This window comes from Staphylococcus sp. GDX8P54P (assembly GCF_017893165.1).
Taxonomy (GTDB): Bacteria; Bacillota; Bacilli; order Staphylococcales; family Staphylococcaceae; genus Staphylococcus; species Staphylococcus borealis.
This window is the reverse complement of record NZ_JAESMM010000047.1, coordinates 60,384-82,356: the sequence shown is the minus strand read 5'-3', so window position 1 is coordinate 82,356 and position 21,973 is coordinate 60,384. Positions and strand designations below refer to the sequence as shown.

Annotated in this window: 21 protein-coding genes; 11 read left to right on the top strand and 10 right to left on the bottom strand. The window is 35.0% G+C overall.

Annotated elements, in window-relative coordinates:
* Together KA909_RS12085 and KA909_RS12080 are read right to left on the bottom strand one after the other, a co-directional pair.
* Positions 1 to 2,326: KxYKxGKxW signal peptide domain-containing protein (locus KA909_RS12085; protein ID WP_210130268.1), on the bottom strand; the 2,326-nt coding region annotated here is incomplete at its 3' end.
* 739 nt (positions 2,327 to 3,065) lie between these two features.
* On the bottom strand, positions 3,066 to 3,548 hold the full coding sequence (locus KA909_RS12080; RefSeq protein ID WP_193839940.1) for a GNAT family N-acetyltransferase: 483 nt from the start codon (positions 3,546 to 3,548) through the stop codon (positions 3,066 to 3,068).
* A gap of 215 nt (positions 3,549 to 3,763) precedes the next feature.
* On the opposite strand from KA909_RS12080, the gene KA909_RS12075 reads away from it, so the two are divergent.
* Positions 3,764 to 4,708 carry a hypothetical protein gene (locus KA909_RS12075; protein WP_193838818.1) on the top strand — a complete coding sequence of 315 codons (945 nt, stop codon included), beginning with the start codon at positions 3,764 to 3,766 and terminating at the stop codon, positions 4,706 to 4,708.
* Between the two features lie 126 nt (positions 4,709 to 4,834).
* Here KA909_RS12075 and KA909_RS12070 read toward each other — a convergent pair whose 3' ends face one another.
* Complete coding sequence (locus KA909_RS12070) at positions 4,835 to 5,215, bottom strand: hypothetical protein (RefSeq protein WP_193838817.1); 381 nt, start codon at positions 5,213 to 5,215, stop codon at positions 4,835 to 4,837.
* 233 nt (positions 5,216 to 5,448) lie between these two features.
* Here KA909_RS12070 and KA909_RS12065 point away from each other — a divergent pair, with 233 nt between their 5' ends.
* Entirely contained in the window at positions 5,449 to 5,823 is a 375-nt protein-coding gene (locus KA909_RS12065) for a transcriptional regulator, SarA/Rot family (RefSeq protein ID WP_053030010.1), read from the top strand.
* An 80-nt stretch (positions 5,824 to 5,903) separates the two neighbouring features.
* Here KA909_RS12065 and KA909_RS12060 read toward each other — a convergent pair whose 3' ends face one another.
* The 5 genes from KA909_RS12060 to KA909_RS12040 form a co-directional block, all read right to left on the bottom strand.
* Positions 5,904 to 6,554 (bottom strand): SDR family oxidoreductase, encoded by a 651-nt coding sequence (locus KA909_RS12060; RefSeq protein WP_193838816.1) that lies wholly within the window; start codon positions 6,552 to 6,554, stop codon positions 5,904 to 5,906.
* A gap of 159 nt (positions 6,555 to 6,713) precedes the next feature.
* Positions 6,714 to 7,541: a phosphonate ABC transporter, permease protein PhnE gene (gene phnE / locus KA909_RS12055; RefSeq protein ID WP_193838815.1), complete on the bottom strand. Its 828-nt coding sequence runs from the start codon at positions 7,539 to 7,541 to the stop codon at positions 6,714 to 6,716.
* A complete protein-coding gene (gene phnE / locus KA909_RS12050) occupies positions 7,538 to 8,338 on the bottom strand; it encodes a phosphonate ABC transporter, permease protein PhnE (protein WP_228480656.1) in 801 nt (266 codons plus the stop codon). The genes phnE (KA909_RS12055) and phnE (KA909_RS12050) overlap by 4 nt, the downstream gene beginning before the upstream one ends.
* A gap of 1 nt (position 8,339) precedes the next feature.
* A complete protein-coding gene (gene phnC / locus KA909_RS12045) occupies positions 8,340 to 9,113 on the bottom strand; it encodes a phosphonate ABC transporter ATP-binding protein (RefSeq protein ID WP_053030014.1) in 774 nt (257 codons plus the stop codon).
* A gap of 326 nt (positions 9,114 to 9,439) precedes the next feature.
* Positions 9,440 to 10,399: a phosphate/phosphite/phosphonate ABC transporter substrate-binding protein gene (locus KA909_RS12040; protein ID WP_193838814.1), complete on the bottom strand. Its 960-nt coding sequence runs from the start codon at positions 10,397 to 10,399 to the stop codon at positions 9,440 to 9,442.
* Positions 10,400 to 10,692: 293 nt separating this feature from the next.
* Here KA909_RS12040 and KA909_RS12035 point away from each other — a divergent pair, with 293 nt between their 5' ends.
* Both KA909_RS12035 and KA909_RS12030 read left to right on the top strand, forming a co-directional pair.
* Entirely contained in the window at positions 10,693 to 12,234 is a 1,542-nt protein-coding gene (locus tag KA909_RS12035) for a bifunctional metallophosphatase/5'-nucleotidase (RefSeq protein WP_210130267.1), read from the top strand.
* 74 nt (positions 12,235 to 12,308) lie between these two features.
* Complete coding sequence (locus tag KA909_RS12030; protein ID WP_053030017.1) at positions 12,309 to 12,872, top strand: hypothetical protein; 564 nt, start codon at positions 12,309 to 12,311, stop codon at positions 12,870 to 12,872.
* A 70-nt stretch (positions 12,873 to 12,942) separates the two neighbouring features.
* Here the strand turns inward: KA909_RS12030 and KA909_RS12025 are convergent, their stop codons facing one another.
* Entirely contained in the window at positions 12,943 to 14,112 is a 1,170-nt protein-coding gene (locus KA909_RS12025) for an MFS transporter (protein WP_193838812.1), read from the bottom strand.
* Between the two features lie 360 nt (positions 14,113 to 14,472).
* Positions 14,473 to 15,393: a DMT family transporter gene (locus KA909_RS12020; RefSeq protein WP_193838811.1), complete on the bottom strand. Its 921-nt coding sequence runs from the start codon at positions 15,391 to 15,393 to the stop codon at positions 14,473 to 14,475.
* 155 nt (positions 15,394 to 15,548) lie between these two features.
* Between KA909_RS12020 and KA909_RS12015 the strand changes: the two genes are divergently transcribed.
* From KA909_RS12015 to KA909_RS11985, 7 genes are all read left to right on the top strand, one after another.
* The gene (locus tag KA909_RS12015; RefSeq protein WP_193838810.1) at positions 15,549 to 16,031 is read left to right on the top strand and encodes an RrF2 family transcriptional regulator; all 483 of its coding nucleotides are present in this window, start codon (positions 15,549 to 15,551) and stop codon (positions 16,029 to 16,031) included.
* Positions 16,032 to 16,174: 143 nt separating this feature from the next.
* The gene (locus tag KA909_RS12010; RefSeq protein ID WP_053030021.1) at positions 16,175 to 16,378 is read left to right on the top strand and encodes a helix-turn-helix transcriptional regulator; all 204 of its coding nucleotides are present in this window, start codon (positions 16,175 to 16,177) and stop codon (positions 16,376 to 16,378) included.
* Complete coding sequence (locus KA909_RS12005; protein ID WP_210130266.1) at positions 16,375 to 17,091, top strand: DUF3169 family protein; 717 nt, start codon at positions 16,375 to 16,377, stop codon at positions 17,089 to 17,091. The genes KA909_RS12010 and KA909_RS12005 overlap by 4 nt, the downstream gene beginning before the upstream one ends.
* Before the next feature lie 91 nt (positions 17,092 to 17,182).
* A complete protein-coding gene (locus KA909_RS12000; protein ID WP_193838808.1) occupies positions 17,183 to 18,028 on the top strand; it encodes an ABC transporter ATP-binding protein in 846 nt (281 codons plus the stop codon).
* On the top strand, positions 18,028 to 18,663 hold the full coding sequence (locus KA909_RS11995) for an ABC-2 transporter permease (protein WP_193838807.1): 636 nt from the start codon (positions 18,028 to 18,030) through the stop codon (positions 18,661 to 18,663). Before KA909_RS12000 ends, KA909_RS11995 begins: the two co-directional genes overlap by 1 nt.
* A 167-nt stretch (positions 18,664 to 18,830) precedes the next feature.
* Positions 18,831 to 19,616, top strand: coding sequence for an arylamine N-acetyltransferase family protein (locus tag KA909_RS11990; RefSeq protein ID WP_210130265.1), 786 nt, complete (start codon positions 18,831 to 18,833; stop codon positions 19,614 to 19,616).
* Positions 19,617 to 19,646: 30 nt separating this feature from the next.
* Positions 19,647 to 21,905, top strand: a complete 2,259-nt coding sequence (locus KA909_RS11985; protein ID WP_193838805.1) for an ATP-binding cassette domain-containing protein — start codon at positions 19,647 to 19,649, stop codon at positions 21,903 to 21,905.
* Positions 21,906 to 21,973 lie beyond the last annotated feature (68 nt).

Below are 21,973 nucleotides of genomic sequence, written 5' to 3'. Positions count from 1 at the left end.
TTAATGAGTCTGAAAGACTCGTACTTTCTGATCCACTTAATGATGTGCTCATACTTGTTGAATCACTCACACTTGTTGATGTTGACGCACTTAATGATGTGCTTGCGCTTGTTGAGTCACTCACGCTTGTTGATGTTGATGCACTTAATGATGTGCTTTCACTTGTTGAGTCACTCACGCTTGTTGATGTTGATGCACTATCTGATGTGCTTGTGCTTGTTGAATCGCTCACACTTGTTGATGTTGATGCACTATCTGATGTACTTGTGCTTGTTGAGTCACTCACACTTGTTGATGTTGACTCACTTTCTGATGTACTTGCACTTGTTGAGTCACTCACGCTTGTTGATGTTGATGCACTATCTGATGTGCTTGCGCTTGTTGAATCGCTCACACTTGTTGATGTTGATGCACTATCTGATGTGCTTTCACTTAATGAGTCTGAAAGACTCGTACTTTCTGATCCACTTAATGATGTGCTCACACTTGTTGAGTCACTCACACTCGTTGATGTTGACTCACTTAACGATGTACTTGCACTTGTTGAGTCACTCACACTTGTTGATGTTGACGCACTTAATGATGTACTTGCACTTGTTGAGTCACTCACACTCGTTGATGTTGATGCACTCAATGACGTACTCGCTTTTGTCGAATCACTTAATGATGTACTCGTACTTCTTGAGTCACTTTCACTTTTGGCTACACTTTCACTTCTTGATGCATTTTCGCTATTAACTTTGCTTGTACTTGTGCTTTTTGAATCACTTTCACTTTTGGCTACACTTTCACTTCTTGATTGGCTCTGACTTTTTATTACACTATTAGATAAACTGGTTGATTGACTGGTTGATGTACTCGGCTCTACATTATTAATTGTAGCGTTATCAAAGTAGTTCACATATGATGAATCTAATGCATAGCTAGCTGAAGGGGATATTTTAAATGATAAATCTCCGCTAGGATTATTTATATTCACCGTAAATTCCGCAGTAACGCCGTAGCCTTGAGACACATAATATTTACTTAACGTTGCTCCGGTCCAAGTATACCCGTCCCCTTTAGTCACAACTGTCGGAGTAGTTGTTTTAACATTTGTTATAAAATTATAGTTTGGATCAGTGTATCCTTGCTTTACTTTAGTTATTGCACTATAACCACTACCTAAAGTAATCATTGGCTGATTAGGATTAGTTACATTGGTATCTGTTGTCACTCCTGGCTTTTCAATAGTAGCAGTAGTATTCGGATTGTCATAGGTGATTGTATATCTAAAAGTTACTGTTCCATCACCATTATTCGTTACTGTTACCCTATAGTAAATCGGATAGTTTGTACCATTACTAAATTTTGAAGATCCAACTCCTGTATATGTGTTAGTTTGACTAGTCGCTGCTGTTGTTGCTGCAAGTGTATTTACTGCCAATCTACTAAACGTTCTTAACTTAGTTGGACTTGTGGATGAACTTGTTGAATTAGTAGTAAATAAGGCAGATCCTAAATCTTCGTTTTTATTGCTTTCTGTAGTGTGCGTTGAAGATGTCACACTTTTTGGGGCATTATTTGACGTTAGTGATGCTTCAGTACGCGTACTTCCTTTTGAGTTATTCTCATTTGAGTTACTTAATGATTCTTTATTGCTACTTGAAGAAATTTTATTACTTTTTTCTGATGTGCTGTTAGTAGAAGTGTCTTTTTCTAAAGAATTCGTACTGCTCTTTTTTTCTTCAGACGTACTTGTCTCTTTACTTTTATCACTATTCGATGCATTTCCAGAATTCTTTTCAATTTGTTTTTCCGAAGAAGCAGCTTCTGACTTAGGTGCTTCTTGTTCCGAAGTAGACGTTGTACTCGTGGATGAATTAGCGTTAGATGCCGCTTTATTAGAAGTCGTTTCTACTGAATTCTTATCGCTTGTACTTTCTACAGTGCTTTTACTTGTTGTTTCAGTAGACTCGGAAGTTTCTGATTTAGTAATCGCAGTTGATTGTTGATTTGCTACTGTTGCACTCGTGGATGAAATTTCTGAAGTCATAGGTGTCTCAGAAGCAGCATATGCCTGATGGTCATTAAGCATCGTAAAGGTAAAGGCACCGCCTACTAAGCCAGTTGCTCTCATGGCTTGTTTTTTTAATCGCTCATTATGATTTGTTTCTAAATTGCTAATTTCTTCTACATCTTTATTTAAGAATGGTAAACCCAACATTTTAAGTAGTTGAATTTCCTTAATACCCGCTTTAACCCATTGTTTTCCAGATTTATATAGTTTCACCCTTGCTTTTGCTTCACCAAAGGATCGTTTAAAATTTCTCTCTTTTTTCGACATAATACTCTCCTCTATTTTCCAATTACTTCCCCATCTACTAATTGACCACAATTAATTTGAATTTATGCTATTATATTACCCTTCACATGCAAATTGCAACAAAATTAGAATTCATTTATATAAGGTTTTTCTATATTATATTTTGTAAAATTCAAAAGTATGCATGATTTATTCATTATTTTTATTTTCATTATTTTTGTTTCAATCAAATTATTACTTGGTTAGTAAGTTTCTTTAAGATGAATCAGTTGTAATGCTTATTTATATATACTGGATTGAGATGATAATATTCATTTATTTGTATTTAAATTCATTTATTTAATCGGTATAACAATATTGTAAGCATGACAGATCTATCGCTTTATTATTTCTTTAGTAATTAGAGCTATTTTTAAATTAAAAATAGGAAAAAACACATTCTTCAGAACGAGTTTCTTCCTATTAAAATAGAGTTTTTGAATTTTTTAAGTTTTGGTAATTATTATATTTCAAACAATACATAGTTGATTTGAAATTACTTTTTCGATGGTGTCCTTCATACAGTTGGTCAATTCAATAACAGTGTTTGTTAATTTTTAACGAGATCGCCTAGAGATGTTATGATAGACAAAATCATTAAAAAAATGGGCATACACAAATTGATTTCTAATGTGTGAAGCCCATGAAACGTATTATTTACTGAAGTACTACAAACCATATATATCTTCATATACTACTATATTCATTCTAAGACATCTAATTATACTTCTTTAACCATGTTATACCACTTTATACCCGCGTGTTGTGACGTTGACGCTCCTTCATTAATATAGCCGTAATGTTCATAAAAAGGCACTAATGTTTCGCGACAAGTTAGTGTTACGGCATGTCTTGAATGTTGTCTAGCCAAATCCTCAAATGCTTTTAATAATTGCCCGGCAATGCCTTGTCCTTGGCTACTTTTACTAACAACTAATCCAAGTATACTAAGATAGCCACCATATTCAGGATTGCGCTCACTCGTTTCAAATAAGTCATCAGTTATATAACGTTGCGTAATCACAGGCCCATTAATATAGCCAAGAATTTGGCCCGCATTTTCAGCTATGATGAATGTATCAGGTATTTTACCGATTCTCTCTTTTAATGCTTCTGGTGTAGCTGCTTCATCAGATGTAAAACCTTCATTTTCTAATTCAATTAGTGAAGACAAATCCGCTTCGGTTACTGCACGTAATTGCATCATACATCCTCTCCTATTTTCAAAAGTCGTATATATCGTAGCACAATAATGTGATAAATGTGTATATGAGAAAACTGTCATTCAGTTGATAGAAGATATTAAGGTTGAATTTAAATTATTGTGTTAAGTTATAAATATACATATTTATGATATTTTTAATTATTAAATAATCATCTTTATGTATGAAGAATGCTATTTACTAGGGAGTGGATGAATTGATTAAAAGACGTTTTAAATATGCTTTCGGAACAACATTAGTAACATCATCACTATTACTTATGTCACATGGCCATGCTTTTGCAGCAACAAACAACATTGACCAAGCGTTCAATCACGATAATAATGGTCAACCTATAACATCTCAAGGTAGTAACAACAGTGTAGATCCTGGGTTTAACCATGATGTTGATGACAACAATGATACAGATCCTGGTTTCAACCATGATGTAACTAGTAACAATGACACTACGAACAATCAAGATAACAACAACGTAGATCCTGGGTTTAACCACGATGTTGATGACAACAATGATATTGATCCTGGGTTTAACCATGATGTAACTAGCAACAATGACACTACGAAACATCAAGCTGAAGATAATGACATGGGCTTTAATGGTTATGCAGAACAACACGGGTTAGTTAATCAAACATCTAAGACGAACGCACAACAAGATCCAGATAAACATCAAGCTGAAGATAATGACATGGGCTTCAATGGTTATGCAGAGCAACACGGGTTAGTTAATCAAACATCTAAGACAAACGCACAACAAGATCCAGATAAACATCAAGCTGAGGATAACGATATGGGATTCAATGGTTATGCAGAACAACACGGGTTAGTTAATCAATCATCTAAGACGAACGCACAACAAGATCCAGATAAACATCAAGCTGAAGATAATGACATGGGCTTCAATGGTTACGCAGAAAAGCATCATTTAGTTAAACAACAAGCGCAGTCACCACAATCACAAATGAATACACAACTTAGTAAACAAGCAACGCATTCTCAACAAGAAGCGAGTCAATCTTCATTACATCACGAATTACCTATGACGGGCGAACGCACTTCAACAACACCATTTGTTTACAGTATTTTAGCTTTTATATTAGGTGTAGGTGTAATTAGCCTTAGACGTCAACTTATGAAATAAACAATAACTATATTTTTCTAATTATCTGTTACTTTTATTACTAAAGCATTTCTTTTATGCATATGATAAGTAAAGAAGCTATCGCAATAGGTGGTCTCACCTAGCGATAGCTTCTTTTTTATAATTCTAAACTAATAAGAGTTTAATGCCTCTAACGATATTTTGAATGAATAAATAAACACCGACTAAACCTAGTATAACGGCAATTACCCATGAACCAAATACAACCCAACTATCCATATTTGTTGAAGCGTTGCCCATAAAGCTAGCAGATATCATCAATGCGAATGGCGCTAATGCAAAGCAAATCCAAGTTAAAATATGGTTAAACAACGCTTTACGTGCGTGGGTTGATACTGGTTGGTCAGCGATGATCCACATTACAATTGGTAATAGTACTGGTGCAAAAAATACGCTTAAATAACTAATAGACGATGCAATATTTTCATTTCTGCTACCGTAATCGTCGTCATGTCTGTAGTTATATTTGTCTTTTACATCTTCCATAATCACTCACCTCAATTATATGTAAACATATTTAACTTAAGATTTTTAGGGAGAAAGCCCAAAATTACAACTCTGTAAGTTTCGGGAGCGTTCAACTCATTTGTCTATCTAACGCTATTATGATTAACGCTACCAATGTTAAATTAATTATTTAGTTTATTATGTCGCTAGCTTATTTTAATTATTGTTATAATATTAAAAAACAGACTAAGAAATAAATGTGAGGCATAACTATGGCAAATGAATTAGTAAATGAATGGCTAGAATTTACATCCATATACAATAACGTTTCAAAGCAGTTAGAACACGATTTAATGTCTCACCATCATCTTGCATTAAAAGAATTCTATGTCTTAATGTATTTAGATTGTGCAGAACATCATCAATTACCGTTGAAAGTGTTACAAACGAAAGTTGGTTTGAGTCAAAGTGCAATGTCTAGATTAGCAACAAGAATGGAATCAAAAGATTGTGGTGTGATACGACGACAAGGTTGTAGTGAGGATAAACGTGATGTTTACGCTGCTATGACAGATAAAGGACGTCATTTCTATAACGAAGTTAAAGTCACTTTTGAAAATACCTTACGTGATGTGTTCAAATCATAACACGAAACCCATGGTAGCGAGATAACACTCATATCGCGTGCATTATCTCCCCCATGGGTTTCTCTATATTATAAACTATCTTATTTTAATTGTTCTAATACTTCTCTAATAGTAGTATCACCTGATTGAATATAGACCACTTGTTTATCTAATTGCGTTATATCTAATGCGTTGATTAATGTTGTTGCAACATCATCTCGTGGAATTGTGTAACCATTTGGGTCTCCTTCAATTGAGAAAGAAGCATCGATTTTGCCAGTACCTTCATCATTTTGTAATGGTCCTGGACGTACGATGGTATAATTCAAGTCTGATTGTTCAATATAGTAATCAGACATATGTTTGGCAACAGCGTATGGTCTCATCACATCAGACTCGTTATCTGGGTCTGGACTATCTGTTGCACTTAATTGTACTAATTTTTTTACGCCATTTTTGCTTGCTGCATCGACCACTTTTTTAGAACCCCAAAGGTCCACAAGAAGTGTCTTATCTGAGCCAGTACTACCACCAGATCCAGCTGCAAAGATAACAGCATCAACGTCATCAAAGGCATTAGAGATGTCACCTTCTAAGTCAGCAACTACGACTTTGTCTGCGCCTACACTTTCTAATTCAGATACTTGTTCGTCTTTACGTACCAAAGCTACGGATTTATGTTCAGTGTCTTTCAACTGTGCTACTACTTTACGTCCTACAGCACCGTTTGCACCTACAACTAATACATTCATTCTATATCTCCTTTCATTTTGAAAATGCACACCCATATTCATGCATGTGCATGCATTTTATTAACTACTATATGTATTATCGACTCTCTATATTTTAAACATCTCTATATAAAAAGAGTCGAATAAATACGTTTTAATATTTACTCGACCCTATTCAATCTATACTATTCGCTTACGTATTGCGCCTGAAATCAAATCGACAATAGCTACCATAATCACTAAACCGATTAAAATAATTCCTACTCGATCCCAAGAACGTGTTTGAAGGGCGAAAATGAGTGGTGTACCGATACCGCCAGCACCAATCAAACCTAAAATGGATGCAGAACGTAAATTCAATTCAAAGCGATATAATACGAGTGATAAAAATGATGGTAATATTTGTGGTATGATTGCAAAAATAAGTGTCTTAGTCTTATTCGCACCACTCGCTTTCAGTGCTTCTACTGAAGTAAAATCTAATCTTTCAATATCTTCGACGAATAATTTTCCGAGCATCCCTACTGAATGAATACCTAAAGCTAATACACCTGAAAATGAGCCTGGACCAACTGCTTTAATGAAAATGAGCGCCATAACGATTTCTGGAAATACACGAATCACACTTAATATCAATTTAGTCATGCCTGTTACCGGGCGAACTTTGATGAAATTTCGTGCACCTAGAAAAGCAAATGGAATACATATGACCGCAGCAATAAATGTACCTATCACCGCAATTGCAAATGTTTCAAGTAATCCACGTAATAAATCCTCACCCGCAGGAATATACACATAATCCCAATCTGGATGGAATAAGCCGTTAAAGATAGATTTTAAAATTTCGATAGATTTTGATTTTAATTCTAAGGCGGGCATCCCTACAAAGCCCCACGCTATAATTCCTAAAACAACAATAGCTATAATCCAATTTTTAATTAATTTTTGTTTTTGTTGTTTTGATTTAACAGGATACTTTTGTTCTAGCTTGTTTGTACTCTGTGTCATGCGAGTTGTTCCCTCACTTTCGAACTTGCATAGTCAATAATTACAACAATAACAAGTGTAAACAGGATAATCATCGCAGTTTTAGGATATTGGAATAAGCCTAGTGTTGAATCGTAAAACAATCCGATACCACCAGCACCCACAAGGCCAAGTACAGCTGAAGCGCGAATATTAATTTCAAATGCGAATAACACATATGAGAAGAAAGTTGACATAATTTGTGGCACAACGCCAAAGACAATCCACTTTATTTTATTTGCGCCGACTGCCGTCATAGCTTCCATCGGTCCTGGATCGATGGTTTCTAGTGATTCATATAGTAATTTGGCAATTACACAGATTGTTAAGATAAATAGCGCTAATACACCTGGGATTTGACCAATACCGAAGACAGCTACAAAGATAGCAGCTAATAATAAATCAGGTATCGTACGCACAATATTTAGAATAAAACGTGCGGGAATCGAAACCCATTTTGTTTTAATGATATTGCTTGCACAAATTAGCGCAATTGGTATAGACACAATCGCACCTAAAAATGTCCCAACAATAGCCATTCGAATGGTGTCTAACATCGGTTTCAATATTGTATGTATATATGCCCAGTCTGGTGGCACCATTTGTCCAAAGAATGAACCAATTTGAGGTAACCCTACCATTAAATCGGCAAAGCTAAAGCCCGTGTATAAGAAACTCCATACAACTAAAGCAACAACGATAAGCACTGTAAAACTTGTTTTAAGTGACATTTTTTTATTTAAATATTGATCATATTTATGCGTAGTAGGCGTTGTCATTTTAATCCACCCCTAGCTTCTCGTCATCTTTAAGCTTACGGCCATAAATATCATTAAAGACTGCTTCTGTTGCTTCTTCAACAGGTCCATCATATACAAGTTCTCCTGCACGTAGACCTATGATACGCGTACCATATTCAAGCGCTAAATCTACAAAGTGTAAGTTAATTAGAATTGTAATACCTAATTCTTCATTAATTTTCTTTAAATCATCCATAACTTGCTTTGTTGTAAGAGGATCCAATGACGCAACAGGTTCATCCGCTAAGATAATTGCAGGTTCTTGTGCTAATGCACGTGCAATTGAAATACGTTGTTGCTGACCACCAGACAATTCATCAGAACGCTGATCATATTTATCTAGAATATTCACGCGCTCTAGCGCATCCATTGCCTTCACTTTATCTTCTTTTGGGAAAAGACCTAACACCATCTTCCAAGTTGGATGATAACCAACACGGCCACTTAACACATTACGCAATACAGATGATCGTTTCACAAGATTAAAGTGTTGGAAAATCATGCCAATATTACGACGCATCATTAATAGCGATTTACCTTTCGCTTTAGTAATCGATTTACCTTCAATAAGAATATCTCCGGATGTAATATCATGCAGTCGATTGACGGATCTTAATAGCGTTGATTTACCTGCACCCGATAAGCCAACAATAACTGCAAAATCTCCCTTTTCAATATTCAAATTGATATCTTTTAATCCTACATGACCATTGGGATATACTTTATTGACATCTTTAAATTCAATTTGACTCATTTAAATAGCACCCTTTATTTTTTACAAAGAACTTCGTGAGACAGAATTCTTCAAGAATTCGTCATCGACTCCCAGCTTGCTTTGCTTGTAAAATCACTTTCGCGATTTTTTATGCTGGGGCTCGTCCGCAAGAATGATTAGAACTGAGAAATGCTTGATATAAGCGATATCTCAGTTCAGTCAGCTACTGTGAATTTATTGCGTAGCTTCAAAAATATTATTTTTGACCTTGCACTTCTTTGTCCCTTGTTTATCTACAATGTTTATTAGACTAAATTTAAATACTTTTTAATCGTATTATAGCTTCTTTTAATATTATTCTACGCTTATTTCATATCTTGAACTTGTTTTTCATATTTTCTTACAATATCAAAGTCTGAATCTTTCGCGTCTGTATATCCTTCGTGAGAATATACTTCACTGATAATTTTGTGACCTTCTTTTGTTTTAGAGATATCTTTAAATGCTTTTTTAAGTTTATCTTGGAATTTCTTATCCATATCCGGACGTACTGAAATCGTGTCATTTGGAATAGGTTCTGTTAATTTAATAATCTTAGTATCTTTAAATACATTTGGTTGGTCCTTTTTAACGATGGTACGTGCGTCTTGGAATACTGCTGCCGCATCAACATCACCGTTAAGTAATGAAATGACTGCTTGGTCGTGTCCTTTCACATTAACAATCTTCATATCTTTCGTTGCATCAATACCCGCTTCTTCTTTAAGTGTTGAGATAGGGAATGTGTATCCTGCTGTAGAAGTTACATCTTGTAATGCAATCTTTTTGCCTTTTAAGTCTTTTAGGCTATTGATACCAGAATCTTTTTTAACTAATATTTCTGATTTATAGTCATCTACTAATTTTTTCGAATTAGAACCATCTTCATTAACGCCATAACGTTGTGCTTTTAACAACAAGTCTGCTGCTTTTTGATCATGTGCTAACGTGTACGCTGTTGGTGGAAGGAATCCAACATCCACTTTTTTAGATTTCATCGCTTCAACGATTGTATTATAGTTTGTCGATACAGATACCTTTACTGGAATTCCTAATTCTTTAGATAACAATTTTTCAAGTGGCTTTGCTTTTGCTTCAAGTGTGTCTGCATTTTGTGATGGCACAAATTGTACCGTTAATTCCTTAGGTGTGTAACCATCTTTACTAGAATCTGATCCGCTGTCAGTGCTTTTATTCTTGCTGTCTAATGAGCTATTATTTCCACACGCCGCCGCAAAAATAATAACTGTTAAAGCAAGCACTAAAAGATACTTCATTTGCTTCATAACTGTAATGCCCCCGTTCGATATGTATAAAATCGTGTAATTTGTCAATTTATATGACAATATAAGATTAGCACAATATTACTTGAAATAATATTTAATTATCATGAATTTTATATAAAATTTATTTATATCGTTAAATTATTGTAAATCATTTCTAAATTTTTTCTTTAAAATCTAATTTGCCTGACTTTTTTACTATAATTTCTTTATATAACATTTATTCAAGATGTGTGCTCATGCATATCATATAATGATGACTATTATTTTATTGTTCTAATGAAAGGATGTTACATATGACGCAACTTGGTCTTTATATCGTGAGTGATGTTCACGGCTATATTTTCCCTACTGATTTTTCACATGCAAATCAACAGTTACCTATGGGGTTGTTATATGCGAATCAGTTAATTGAAACATCAAGCAAACATGACGATATTCATTTCAAAATTGATAATGGCGATTTCTTACAAGGCGCACCATTTTGTAATTATTTAGTGTCTAAATTACAGACTAGCGAACCATTAACAACCATATACAATCGTTTAAATTTTGATTTCGGAACAATTGGAAACCATGAATTTAATTACGGCCTGACATACCTTAACGACACACTCCAAACCCTTAACTATCCAGTGTTATGCGCGAATATTTTAGATTCACAACATCAACCTTTTACAGGTGAAGGTGTGCATTATTTTGAAAAGGGAGACCTCATCGTGGGCGTGATCGGTCTAACTACACAATATATTCCGAACTGGGAACAACCACATCATATCGAAGGCTTAACATTTAAAAGTGCGGTTGAAACACTCGCACAAGTATTACCGAATGTCCGTAATAAAGCTGACATCGTTGTCGTGTCATATCATGGTGGATTCGAGTGTGATGTAGATACAGATGTGCCGACTGAAGATTTAACTGGAGAAAATGAAGCGTCTGAAATTCTACGTCGTTTCCATAAAAGTATCGATGTCTTAATTACAGGTCATCAACACCGCGATATCGCAACAGTGAAGTATGACACCGCCGTTATACAACCTGGAACACGTGCCACACAAGTCGGTAAAGTAACGCTAACAATTGATGATCGTAACCGCATTAGTCATAAAGAAAGTACATTATTGCCTGTAATGCCTGATAAAGATTTCAGCCTGTTACCCGAAGATGCTAAGCTATTAACACAATTAGAGGACTGGCTAGATACAGAAATTACGACCCTACCAGAACCTATGTTAGTAGAAGGCAAGTTTAAGGCTCGAATGAAACCTCATCCACTCATTAATTTAATCAATGTTATGTTACTAGAGAACAGTGGTGCTGATATTGCAAGTACGGCGCTCTTTGACTCAGCAGCCGGATTTAATACACGTATTACAATGCGAGAAATCATCAATAATTATCCATTTCCAAATACGTTTCAAGTTTTGAAACTCACTGGTGCAGGTATTAAAGACGCTTTAGAAAAATCAGCAAGCTATTTCGCACTTAATGACGAAAACGAAATAACCATTAATGATGCTTTTTTATATCCAAAACCACAGCATTTTAACTATGACATGTATGGCGGTATCACTTATACCATTCATGTAGGAGAACCTATTGGTCAACGCGTAACTGATATTAAGGTTGGCAATGAACCACTTATCAGTGATAAAACTTATACCATTTGTGTCAACAACTATCGTGCTGTAGGTGGTGGCAATTACAACATGTTCGCCAACGCACCTGTTGTCAAAGACATTCAAGAAGAAGGCGCGCAACTTTTGATTGATTTCATTACCAATAACGATTTGTCTAACATTCCACAAGTCGTTAATTTTAAAGTTCAGCAATAATTTTTCTTCTCATACCGCCCGGATAATGTACAATATATGTGTAAATATCCACATCAGGAAGGGAGTTCATCTTTATGAGCGAATTTTTAGCAGCGATTGTCGGAGGTATCTTTGCGCTAATTGGGACATTTTGGGGCATTAAATATCAAATCACTAAAGAAAAAGAAGAAAAACGTGAAGATTATAAAAATGACATTTTGAGTATGATCGATTTAACTGCTTACAAAGCTTCTAAAATAAGTAAAATTCATTTAAGCGAAACGAATGCTTTAATCAATAAGCCGCAAACATTAGAGAAGTGTGATGATGTTAAAGAACTTTTTGTAAAATTAGACGATCAAATTCAAGAATTATTGGGTACTATGAGTCACCATGAAGAAGAATCCAATAAACCTATTCGCGATTTATTAAATTGCTATGAATCTTTGGAGAATTATATCTCTAAATTTTCTATAGCTGCAAGAATCTATGACGATAAATACGAAACAACTTCTGACGATAAACGTATTATCATCGTTAGAACGAAAGAGAAATTAGATCGTAATATCCATACATTTATCAATGATTTACGTCAATTTTCTAAACATCATTTCAACCACGAAATGTATGAACCCACATTAAAATTTGAATCGGATTAAACATAATGAAACACCTCTAATATCAGTATAATGACCAACTGAGCTTAGAGGTGTTACTTCGACTAAAGCATTATGTTTCAAATTCGATATGTTTCTTTTCATAGAAATAATTAACTGTATTAATTAAAATACCTAGAATAATAATGCCACCTGACACAAAGGTAATCATTAAATAAGGTAAACCAACTGATAATAAAATAGACCCGATAATTGCGCCTAAGAAGTTCGCAACATTAAAGATAGATGCTGCTAATGTGCTTGCAAGTAGTGGTGCTTCTTTGGCACTTAATATAATCTTACTATTTAATAAGGGTGTCGTACCAAATGTACCAAATCCGAATAAGAAGCAAATTATAATTGCTAAGATCGTATGATGCACGAAAGTGACAAATAATACGATGGTTAAAAATAATAATAAAAACGTATAGAATAAATATTTCGTCAATTTAGGTTCTGGCACATTCCCAGTAATTAAGTTCCCTAACACGCCACCTAAACCAAACATAAATAAACAGATCGTTAGGCCGACGATTTTAAAAGGTGCGAAGTTATGAATCATTGGCTCCATAAAGGTATACGTTGTGAAGACACCTGAATAACCAAAGACGATAATAGACATCACAATTAAAATATGTGGATTTTTGAATACTTTCAATTCATTTTTCACATTAGATTCTGTGCTAAGTGATACATCTGGTACAAATTTCAACATACCTAACATCGTCATCACAGCTAAACCAATCATAACGCCAAAGACGACTCTCCAGTTTGCAAATCCACCTAAGAATGAACCAAATGGTACACCAATCATAACCGCGATGGTTAAGCCAGCTTGCACAAGTGCAATCGCTTGTGGTTGTTTACCACGAGGTGCAACGGCTGCAGCGACACTCATACATACGCCAAAGAAGGGTGCATGCATTGACGCTGACAACAATCGTGATAACAGTAATATTTGAAAGTTAGGTGCCAACATCCCTACCACGTTACTTCCGATAAATATGGCCACTAAAATCGGTAATAATCGTTTGGCACGCACATTCATTGTGAATATACGCATGAATGGCCCAATTAGCGCAACACTTACGGCATATACACTAATTAATAATCCTGCACTTGAAATAGATACTTTCATGTCACTTGCAATTTGAGTTAATAATCCAGTTACAACATACTCTGCCATGCCAACTGTAAATGTACCTAACATGAATATAAAGAACATCATTCTGTTACCTTTCATCTTGCTACCTCCTTTTATATCGCGCTCAAAAATAATACGAGTGCTATCTTACAAAAAAATAGGTACCATGTGAAGAGGTTTATTCAGAGTTTTTGATTTTCTTAAGTCAGTATTCGCAAGTTTTCATATATTTTCATTGTATTAATATTAAGATAATTTTAAGTATGTAGTATTTCGAAAACCTTCCATATATGTAACATTTTCAATCAAAATGTCGCTATGTTAATCTAACTAGCATAGGAGTGATATGATGTCTGAATCTAAAAAAGATAAATCCAAACAACCACTTTGGGAACTCATAATTAATATTATCCTAGAACTATTTAGTGCGATCATTCGATTTTTCAAACATTTATTATCTTAAATTCTTAGGTGATGTGGCGAATAATTAATCGCAATCAATGCGATTACAACACACAATCCGCCTAACATAATGTGTAATGTGAAAGGTTCACCTAACCCTATAATTGAAAAAATGGTTGAAAATAAGGGCACTAAAAATAAAAAACTACTCGAAATAGTGGCACCACGTAAATTCAAACTACTAAACCATAATCCAAATGATCCAATAGACGCTGGAAACACAAGCCACCAAAACCATAACCATCCCCAACCATTCAATTGTTCAATGTGATAACGTTCCCCTAACAATTGGCTAATCAAGAACATGATGATGCCGCCAAATAATAATTGCCATCCCGTTAATACCCATGCACCTTTATCAAACTTAAATTGCTTAGTCACAACAGTATTACATGACCAACATAGTGAACCAAGTAATGCGACACACGCACCCCACCCTAGCAAAGTACGGTCTAACCCTAAACATATCGTAACACCAATCACACCAATCACGAGTGCAACCATTTTAATCATTGTTAACCGCTCTTTCAGTATGAAATGCGCAAGAACAGCTAACCATAATGGATTGGTAAACAGTAAAACAGCTGACATTGAAGAGGATACACCCAATGACATTGCTATATTTAATAATCCCATTGTTCCAGCCGTTTGTAATAAACCGATTGTAGCGACAAATATAAAGCCTTTGTAACTATTATGATCAATTGATGGTAATGTGTTTTTAACGCCCCTTTTCAACAATAAAACTACTAAGATAATCAGTCCGGCTATAGTAAAACGCCATCCCCCGAGTAGCATGGGTGGCACGTGTTCAATTGAGATGAGGTATTTCCCAGTTGGAAAAGAAGAGCCCATACATAGGGTCGTCAAAATGATACATATATAGAAGTATAAATGCGAACGTTGATGTAAATTCATAGATGTCATCTCCTAGTCATTTATTAAAGATAATTAAGATATTCGTTGTCTTTAAATAGTATTATAATGCACCCTTTATATTTTTCAATCATAATATATAAAATTTTTATATTATATTTTATAATGAAAGAAACGTCTATCATTGGAGGACTATTATGAAATTATCTAAAGGATGGGAGCAAGCCGTCTATGTTCTATTAATGTTGAACCTACTACCCAAACATAGCGTGATGACCTCTACCGCGTTAAGTGATCGTTTAAATGTTTCTGATTCTTATTTAAAGAAGATTATTAAAGCTCTTGTTAAAGAAGATCTCGTTAATTCTTCTACAGGCAAAAATGGCGGCTTTTCTTTAAATAAGCCTTTAAATCAAATCACATTTTATGATGTTTTTCTAGCAATAGAAGGTCGAGACGCGATCTTTTCTAGTCAGCAATTATTGAAGCCCTTCTTAGGTGAAAAGGAAGGCCAAAAAGCAGAAATGTGTGTAGTTAGTCATGCATTAAATACAATTGAACATACACTTATCTCCACTTTATCTTCGATTACATTGGATGAAGTCAATCAAACCATCGTCACAAAATATCGCCTTAACGATTTAAATCAATGGGTCCTATCGAATCGTAAATCACGGTAAAACAAGCCTTCTGGATGTCTAACTTCAGACAACCCGAAGGCTACTTTTTAGAATTTTATGACAAAAATATAGGTCTTTTTGACTAATATACTTGTCAAAATGACAAAGATAATGTAACGTTATAGACAAGGAGCTGATGAATATTGCGAAATCGTCTTAAAGAATTGCGTGCTCGCGATGGCTTCAATCAAACACAACTCGCTAAGAAAGCTGGTATCTCACGCCAAACAGTTTCTTTGATTGAACGGAATGATTTTATGCCGTCCATTTTAACAGCCGTTAAAATTGCGCGTATATTCAATGAACCAGTTGAAAATGTCTTTATATTTGAGGAGGGAGATTTATGAAAGTAAGACGTAATCTACTTTTACTTGTACTCGGTGGATTGATTGGTGGTATTGTTGGCGGTTCGATGGGAAGCATTAGTAATTTCTTATCAAATATCAATTTATCGCATACCCATTTCGGGATACTTATTTGTATCATTTCGTCACTACTTATCATCGGTCTTACCGTTTATTTATGGAAAGTTCAAAAAGATGCGATTAAATTTAAAACCTCAAGTCTCAATTCGATTGAAGATGACGAAGCCGATATATACGAGAAAAAAGCTAATTTGAATTCTATTAAATTGAGTATCATCACTTATATCCAATTAATCATAAGTTTTATCGCACTTTTATTAATTGTCTTTGGCCACGGTTCAAATATTGATGTACTTTACGCAACCATCCCGTATTTATTGAGTATCATACCTTTAATGATGACAGGCTTTTTCAATCGTCGTTTCGATTCACGCTATCCTAAAATAGGTGAAAAAAAGGCAACAGAAAAAACGTTAGCACTTATGGATGATGGCGAACGTCATATTACTCTTGTCAGTATGTACAAAAATTATCAAGTTAACCTCGCATTATTAATGATCGCAATTATATTTTTAGGTATCTTCTCTATTGATACTGGTTCAAATCAAACACTTGGTATATTATTCTTAATTATTATTTTCGCATATAACAGTCTAGGTTATATGTTAAAAGTACGTAAATTTTACAAATCCTAGTTATTTATTAATTAATCTATATTATGATAAACGTAACTAATCTTTAATTAAATTAAATCCAAAACCTAATCAACAGAAAGAGAGGATTATTATGGAACATCTACTACAAGTGCAACATCTCAACAAGTCGTATAGGAAATCGCAATTCCATTTGAAAGATATTTCTTTAACACTTCGACCTGGTGAAGTGATTGGTTTAATTGGTAAGAATGGTTCAGGTAAATCAACATTGATTAATACATTAGTTGGTAACCGTTTTAAAGATTCTGGAGAGATTTCATTTTTTGATCAAGTTGTCTCAGATAAGGATTATGCATACAAAGAGCATATTGGCGTTGTATTTGATGACTTACGTGTGCCTGATAAACTCGAAATTAAAGATATGGATAAGGTTTTTGCGAATATTTTCAAAACATGGAACAGTGATCGTTTCTTTGAAGTCATTCAGCGTTTCGAATTACCAACTAACGCGCAAATTAAGACGTTCTCAAGAGGGATGCGTATGAAAGCAGCCTTAGCTATGGCTTTAGCGCATGATACAAAGTTACTCATTCTGGATGAGGCTACTGCGGGTATGGACGTATCAGGACGTGAAGAAGTCATTGAAATGTTGGAAGACTATATTTCAGAAGGCAATGGTATTCTCATTTCATCTCATATTTCTGAAGATATTGAGCATCTCGCTACACAATTAGTGTTTATGCGTGATGGTGAAGTTGTCCTTCAAGAAAATAAGGAAGCATTGTTAAAACAATACGGTATTGTAGAAATTGAGGAACAAAATGATATAGACATTCCACAAGACATCATCATTGCCTCAAGAGTAAGACACGGTAAACGTCAAATCTTAATTAATGATTGGTCACGCGTTACAAATGCGCACTCACTTAACACTATTGATGACGCAACAAAATTAATTATGAGAGGTGATAAATAATGAAAGGTCTTATTTTAAGTAGTTTCTATGCATCTAAAAAGTCACTTATCACATATTTCATTGTAGCCATTGTAGCTAGTGTCTTATTCGCGTTTATAAATCCAGCAATGGCATGTTTCTTACCAATGCTTTTCTTATTGTCACCAGTGACAGATAACTTGAAACGCGAAAAAGATTCTAAATGGATGTACTATATCTCAACATTGCCATCACATCGTAGCGCTTATATTAAAAGCTACTTTGCATTTTACGGCATACTCATCGTCATCGGATTAATTATTGGCTTAATCGCAGTATTGGCAATACACCAAAATTTGATGTTAACACTTATTTCAGGTTTAGTTGGTATAGGTGCTGCAGGCACATACGCTATCATGTTCCCGTTAACCTTTAAATTCGGTCCAGAAAATTCAAATGTCATCATGATTTCAACATCTGTTATCGTTCTTATTTTATTCTTTATTACTTACTTTGGTGTCATTATATCAGCTGTGGTACGTTCAGGATCATTCTCTGATTTAGGAACAAATCCTACAGATTTCCTTTTCATAGGATTATATGCACTACTTGGCATCATTTGCTTGGTGGCTTCTTATTTCCTTTCAATAGCCATTTTCAATAAACAAGAATTATAACCTTTAAGTTATTTACAATTTTAATTTAAACTCAAAGTGGTTCTAAGCACGCTACATTAGTGGCACTCAAGTGTTTAGAACCACTTTCTATTCATTGCTTATATGCGTCATTCAACTTTTTATAGGGTATGGATAACTAAACGCACTTAAAAAGGAGTCCTCATCTAATGAACATTCAAACTATCGAACGCTATTTACACATAGATGCTTCACTTCATCAATCACCTACACTTGAAGCACTCAATTATTATATTAAGCAATACATGCTTACGGTTCCTTTTGAAAATATTAATGTCCAAAATGGCATACCTATCTCCGTAGAAATTGATGATTTATATGATAAATTCATTATTCAACACCGTGGCGGTTTCTGTTACGAAATGAATCATTTCTTTGGGACTTACCTTGAAGCCAAAGGGTTTACCGTATATCGCATGTCTGCGACAGTCGAACAGCCGAATGGCAATCGTAGTCCAGAAGGTTCACATATGTCACTTGTAGTCCCAATTGATGGTGTCAGTTATGTTGCAGACGTAGGTTTTGGAGATTTACCTTTACAAGCTTTACCTATTACCAATACCGACCCTACTCATCCTGTGACAGATATTACAGGCGAATTTCGTGCGATTTCAGAACATGACGGTACCTATTGTATTCAAAAGCTTGAAAATGGTACATGGGTCACGCGTTACGAAGCGCGTTTCCCCCCCAAACAAGTCGAAGATTTTGCGGATATGATTCAATATAATTCAGAACACCCAGATTCTATATTTGTGCAACAACTGATTGTTACGCAACCTCAGTCATTTGGTCGTGCTACGATGTCATTACAACATCTCACACTAAGTAAACAAGATCGTAAAGATAAGTACGACGTAACTTCTGACAACTATCGCGCTTTGCTAAAAGAATACTTTAATTTAGATGTCAAAATTAAGCCTTTAGAACCTTAAAATATACATTTCTCATTAAGAGGTGAAATTATGTCTAACATAGAGATTGTTGGTGCTAAACAAAACAACTTAAATAATATAAATGTAACCATTCCAAAGCATAAATTAACAGTATTTACAGGTCGTTCAGGTTCAGGGAAGTCTTCCCTCGTCTTCAATACTGTAGCTGCAGAATCCGAAAGATTGTTAAATGAAACGTATTCAAGTTATGTGCAACATCAACTCACACAATATGAGAAACCTGATGTTGACCAAATTAAACATCTTCCGGTTGCTATGATTATCAATCAAAAACGTCTTGGCGGTAATTCTCGTTCAACTGTAGGTACGATTTCTGATATTTACGCGTCCGTACGTCTTCTATGGTCACGTATTGGCGAACCCTTTGTAGGTTACTCTGATATCTTTTCTTTTAATAATCCTAAAGGAATGTGCGAAACATGTTCGGGCTTAGGCTACGTTGAAGATATAGATTTAAATGAATTGCTTGATTATGATAAATCACTGAATGAAGATGCAATTAAATTCCCTTCATTTAGACCAGACAGTTGGCGTGGTAAACGTTATTTATATACAGGTTTATTTGATAATGATAAGAAACTAAAGGATTACACGAAAGAAGAAATGGATACCTTTCTGTATACTGAACCAACCAAATTAAAGAACCCGCCCTCAAATTGGCCAAGGACTGCGAAATTTGAAGGATTAATCCATCGTTTTCGTCGTTCATTTCTACTCAATGATAATTTTGAAAAGAAACGTTTTAAGGAAGACATCGACCGTGTCGTATCGAAACATGACTGTCCTAATTGCCATGGTCAACGTCTTAATGACTCTGTGCTAAGTTGTAAAATTAATGGTTTAAATATTGCAGAATTCACAAACCTACAAATTGATGAGGCGTTAGCCTTTTTAAGGAAAATAAAATCCGACAAGGCACGTGTGATCATAGAGCCACTCAAAAAACAACTAGAAGCGTTAAGTTATATCGGATTGAACTATTTAACACTTGCACGGGAAACGACTTCCCTATCTGGCGGTGAATCACAACGTATCAAACTCATTCGTCATTTAAATAGTCCTCTAAGCGATCTTGTATACATTATTGACGAACCAAGTGTTGGACTACATCCAGAAGACATTCAACGCATTAATGACATCATTCAATCCTTAAAAGATAAAGGTAATACGGTGCTTGTTGTGGAACATGACCCAGATGTAATTAAGACAGCTGACCACATTATTGATTTAGGTCCTTTAGCCGGTAAAAACGGCGGTGACATTACATTTACTGGCTCGTACAACGCACTACTCGCTTCGGACACGAGTACTGGTCGCGCATTAAATCGTGAACATCAACTCAAAACGACACCACGTACGGCAAAAGACATGCTTCAAATTTCAAATATTAGTCGTAATAACTTACAAAATGTCTCAACTGAACTACCTAAACATGCGATGACTGTCGTTACAGGTGTTGCGGGTTCAGGTAAAAGTTCACTCATTTCTGCAGGATTTGAACGTAACTCAAATGCTATTTTTATTGATCAGAAACCTGTTCATGCATCTAATCGTTCTAATTTACTCACTTATCTAGGTATCTTTGACGATGTGCGCAGTTTCTTCAGCCAACACACTGGTCTTAAAAAAAGTCTGTTTAGCTATAATTCAGAAGGTGCATGTCCAGAATGTCATGGCAAAGGCGTCTTAAAAACTGAACTTGCGTTTATGCCAGACTTTTCACAAATCTGCGAGTTATGTGGTGGAACAAGATATCGTCCAGAAGTGTTAGAAGCTAAAGTAGAAGGTTATTCTATTGCGGATATTTTAGCATTAACTGTGGATGAGGCCATTGATAAATTTAGTGATAGTCCAAGTATCACGCGACCGCTTCAAGCATTAGCGGATACAGGGCTCAATTACATGACTTTAGGACAATCATTAGATACACTTTCAGGTGGTGAAATTCAACGTGTGAAACTGAGTCGTTACCTTACTCAAGACGTGACGAACAAGCTCTTTATCTTTGATGAGCCAACAACTGGATTACATGAAGATGATTTGCCAATCCTTATTGATTGTTTTAATCATCTTATTGACGAAGGTAATACAGTTATCTTGATTGAGCATAATTTAACGATGATGACTCAGGCGGATTGGTTAATTGATATCGGCCCCTATGCCGGAGATAAAGGTGGTCAATTACTTTATGCGGGCGAACCCGATGGTATTTTCAATATCGACAATTCAGTAACCGCTAAACATTTAAAACGATATATAAGTAATTAACATAACAATATAAACACCCCCACAAGCGTAACCGTCATGTGGGGGTTGAGTTCTGCCATTAAGCATTT

What these genes read in the sequence shown, in the direction of transcription:
- KA909_RS12070 (WP_193838817.1), bottom strand. Translation starts at nt 5,215, where the DNA reads ATGGAAGATGTAAAAGACAAATATAACTACAGACATGACGACGATTAC.
- KA909_RS12060 (WP_193838816.1), bottom strand. Translation starts at nt 6,554, where the DNA reads ATGAATGTATTAGTTGTAGGTGCAAACGGTGCTGTAGGACGTAAAGTA.
- KA909_RS11985 (WP_193838805.1), top strand. Translation starts at nt 19,647, where the DNA reads ATGTCTAACATAGAGATTGTTGGTGCTAAACAAAACAACTTAAATAAT.
- KA909_RS12030 (WP_053030017.1), top strand. Translation starts at nt 12,309, where the DNA reads ATGAGCGAATTTTTAGCAGCGATTGTCGGAGGTATCTTTGCGCTAATT.
- KA909_RS12035 (WP_210130267.1), top strand. Translation starts at nt 10,693, where the DNA reads ATGACGCAACTTGGTCTTTATATCGTGAGTGATGTTCACGGCTATATT.
- KA909_RS11995 (WP_193838807.1), top strand. Translation starts at nt 18,028, where the DNA reads ATGAAAGGTCTTATTTTAAGTAGTTTCTATGCATCTAAAAAGTCACTT.
- KA909_RS12020 (WP_193838811.1), bottom strand. Translation starts at nt 15,393, where the DNA reads ATGAATTTACATCAACGTTCGCATTTATACTTCTATATATGTATCATT.
- phnC (WP_053030014.1), bottom strand. Translation starts at nt 9,113, where the DNA reads ATGAGTCAAATTGAATTTAAAGATGTCAATAAAGTATATCCCAATGGT.
- phnE (WP_228480656.1), bottom strand. Translation starts at nt 8,338, where the DNA reads ATGACAACGCCTACTACGCATAAATATGATCAATATTTAAATAAAAAA.
- KA909_RS12080 (WP_193839940.1), bottom strand. Translation starts at nt 3,548, where the DNA reads ATGCAATTACGTGCAGTAACCGAAGCGGATTTGTCTTCACTAATTGAA.
- KA909_RS12005 (WP_210130266.1), top strand. Translation starts at nt 16,375, where the DNA reads ATGAAAGTAAGACGTAATCTACTTTTACTTGTACTCGGTGGATTGATT.
- KA909_RS12065 (WP_053030010.1), top strand. Translation starts at nt 5,449, where the DNA reads ATGGCAAATGAATTAGTAAATGAATGGCTAGAATTTACATCCATATAC.
- KA909_RS12025 (WP_193838812.1), bottom strand. Translation starts at nt 14,112, where the DNA reads ATGAAAGGTAACAGAATGATGTTCTTTATATTCATGTTAGGTACATTT.
- KA909_RS12015 (WP_193838810.1), top strand. Translation starts at nt 15,549, where the DNA reads ATGAAATTATCTAAAGGATGGGAGCAAGCCGTCTATGTTCTATTAATG.
- KA909_RS12040 (WP_193838814.1), bottom strand. Translation starts at nt 10,399, where the DNA reads ATGAAGCAAATGAAGTATCTTTTAGTGCTTGCTTTAACAGTTATTATT.
- KA909_RS11990 (WP_210130265.1), top strand. Translation starts at nt 18,831, where the DNA reads ATGAACATTCAAACTATCGAACGCTATTTACACATAGATGCTTCACTT.
- phnE (WP_193838815.1), bottom strand. Translation starts at nt 7,541, where the DNA reads ATGACACAGAGTACAAACAAGCTAGAACAAAAGTATCCTGTTAAATCA.
- KA909_RS12000 (WP_193838808.1), top strand. Translation starts at nt 17,183, where the DNA reads ATGGAACATCTACTACAAGTGCAACATCTCAACAAGTCGTATAGGAAA.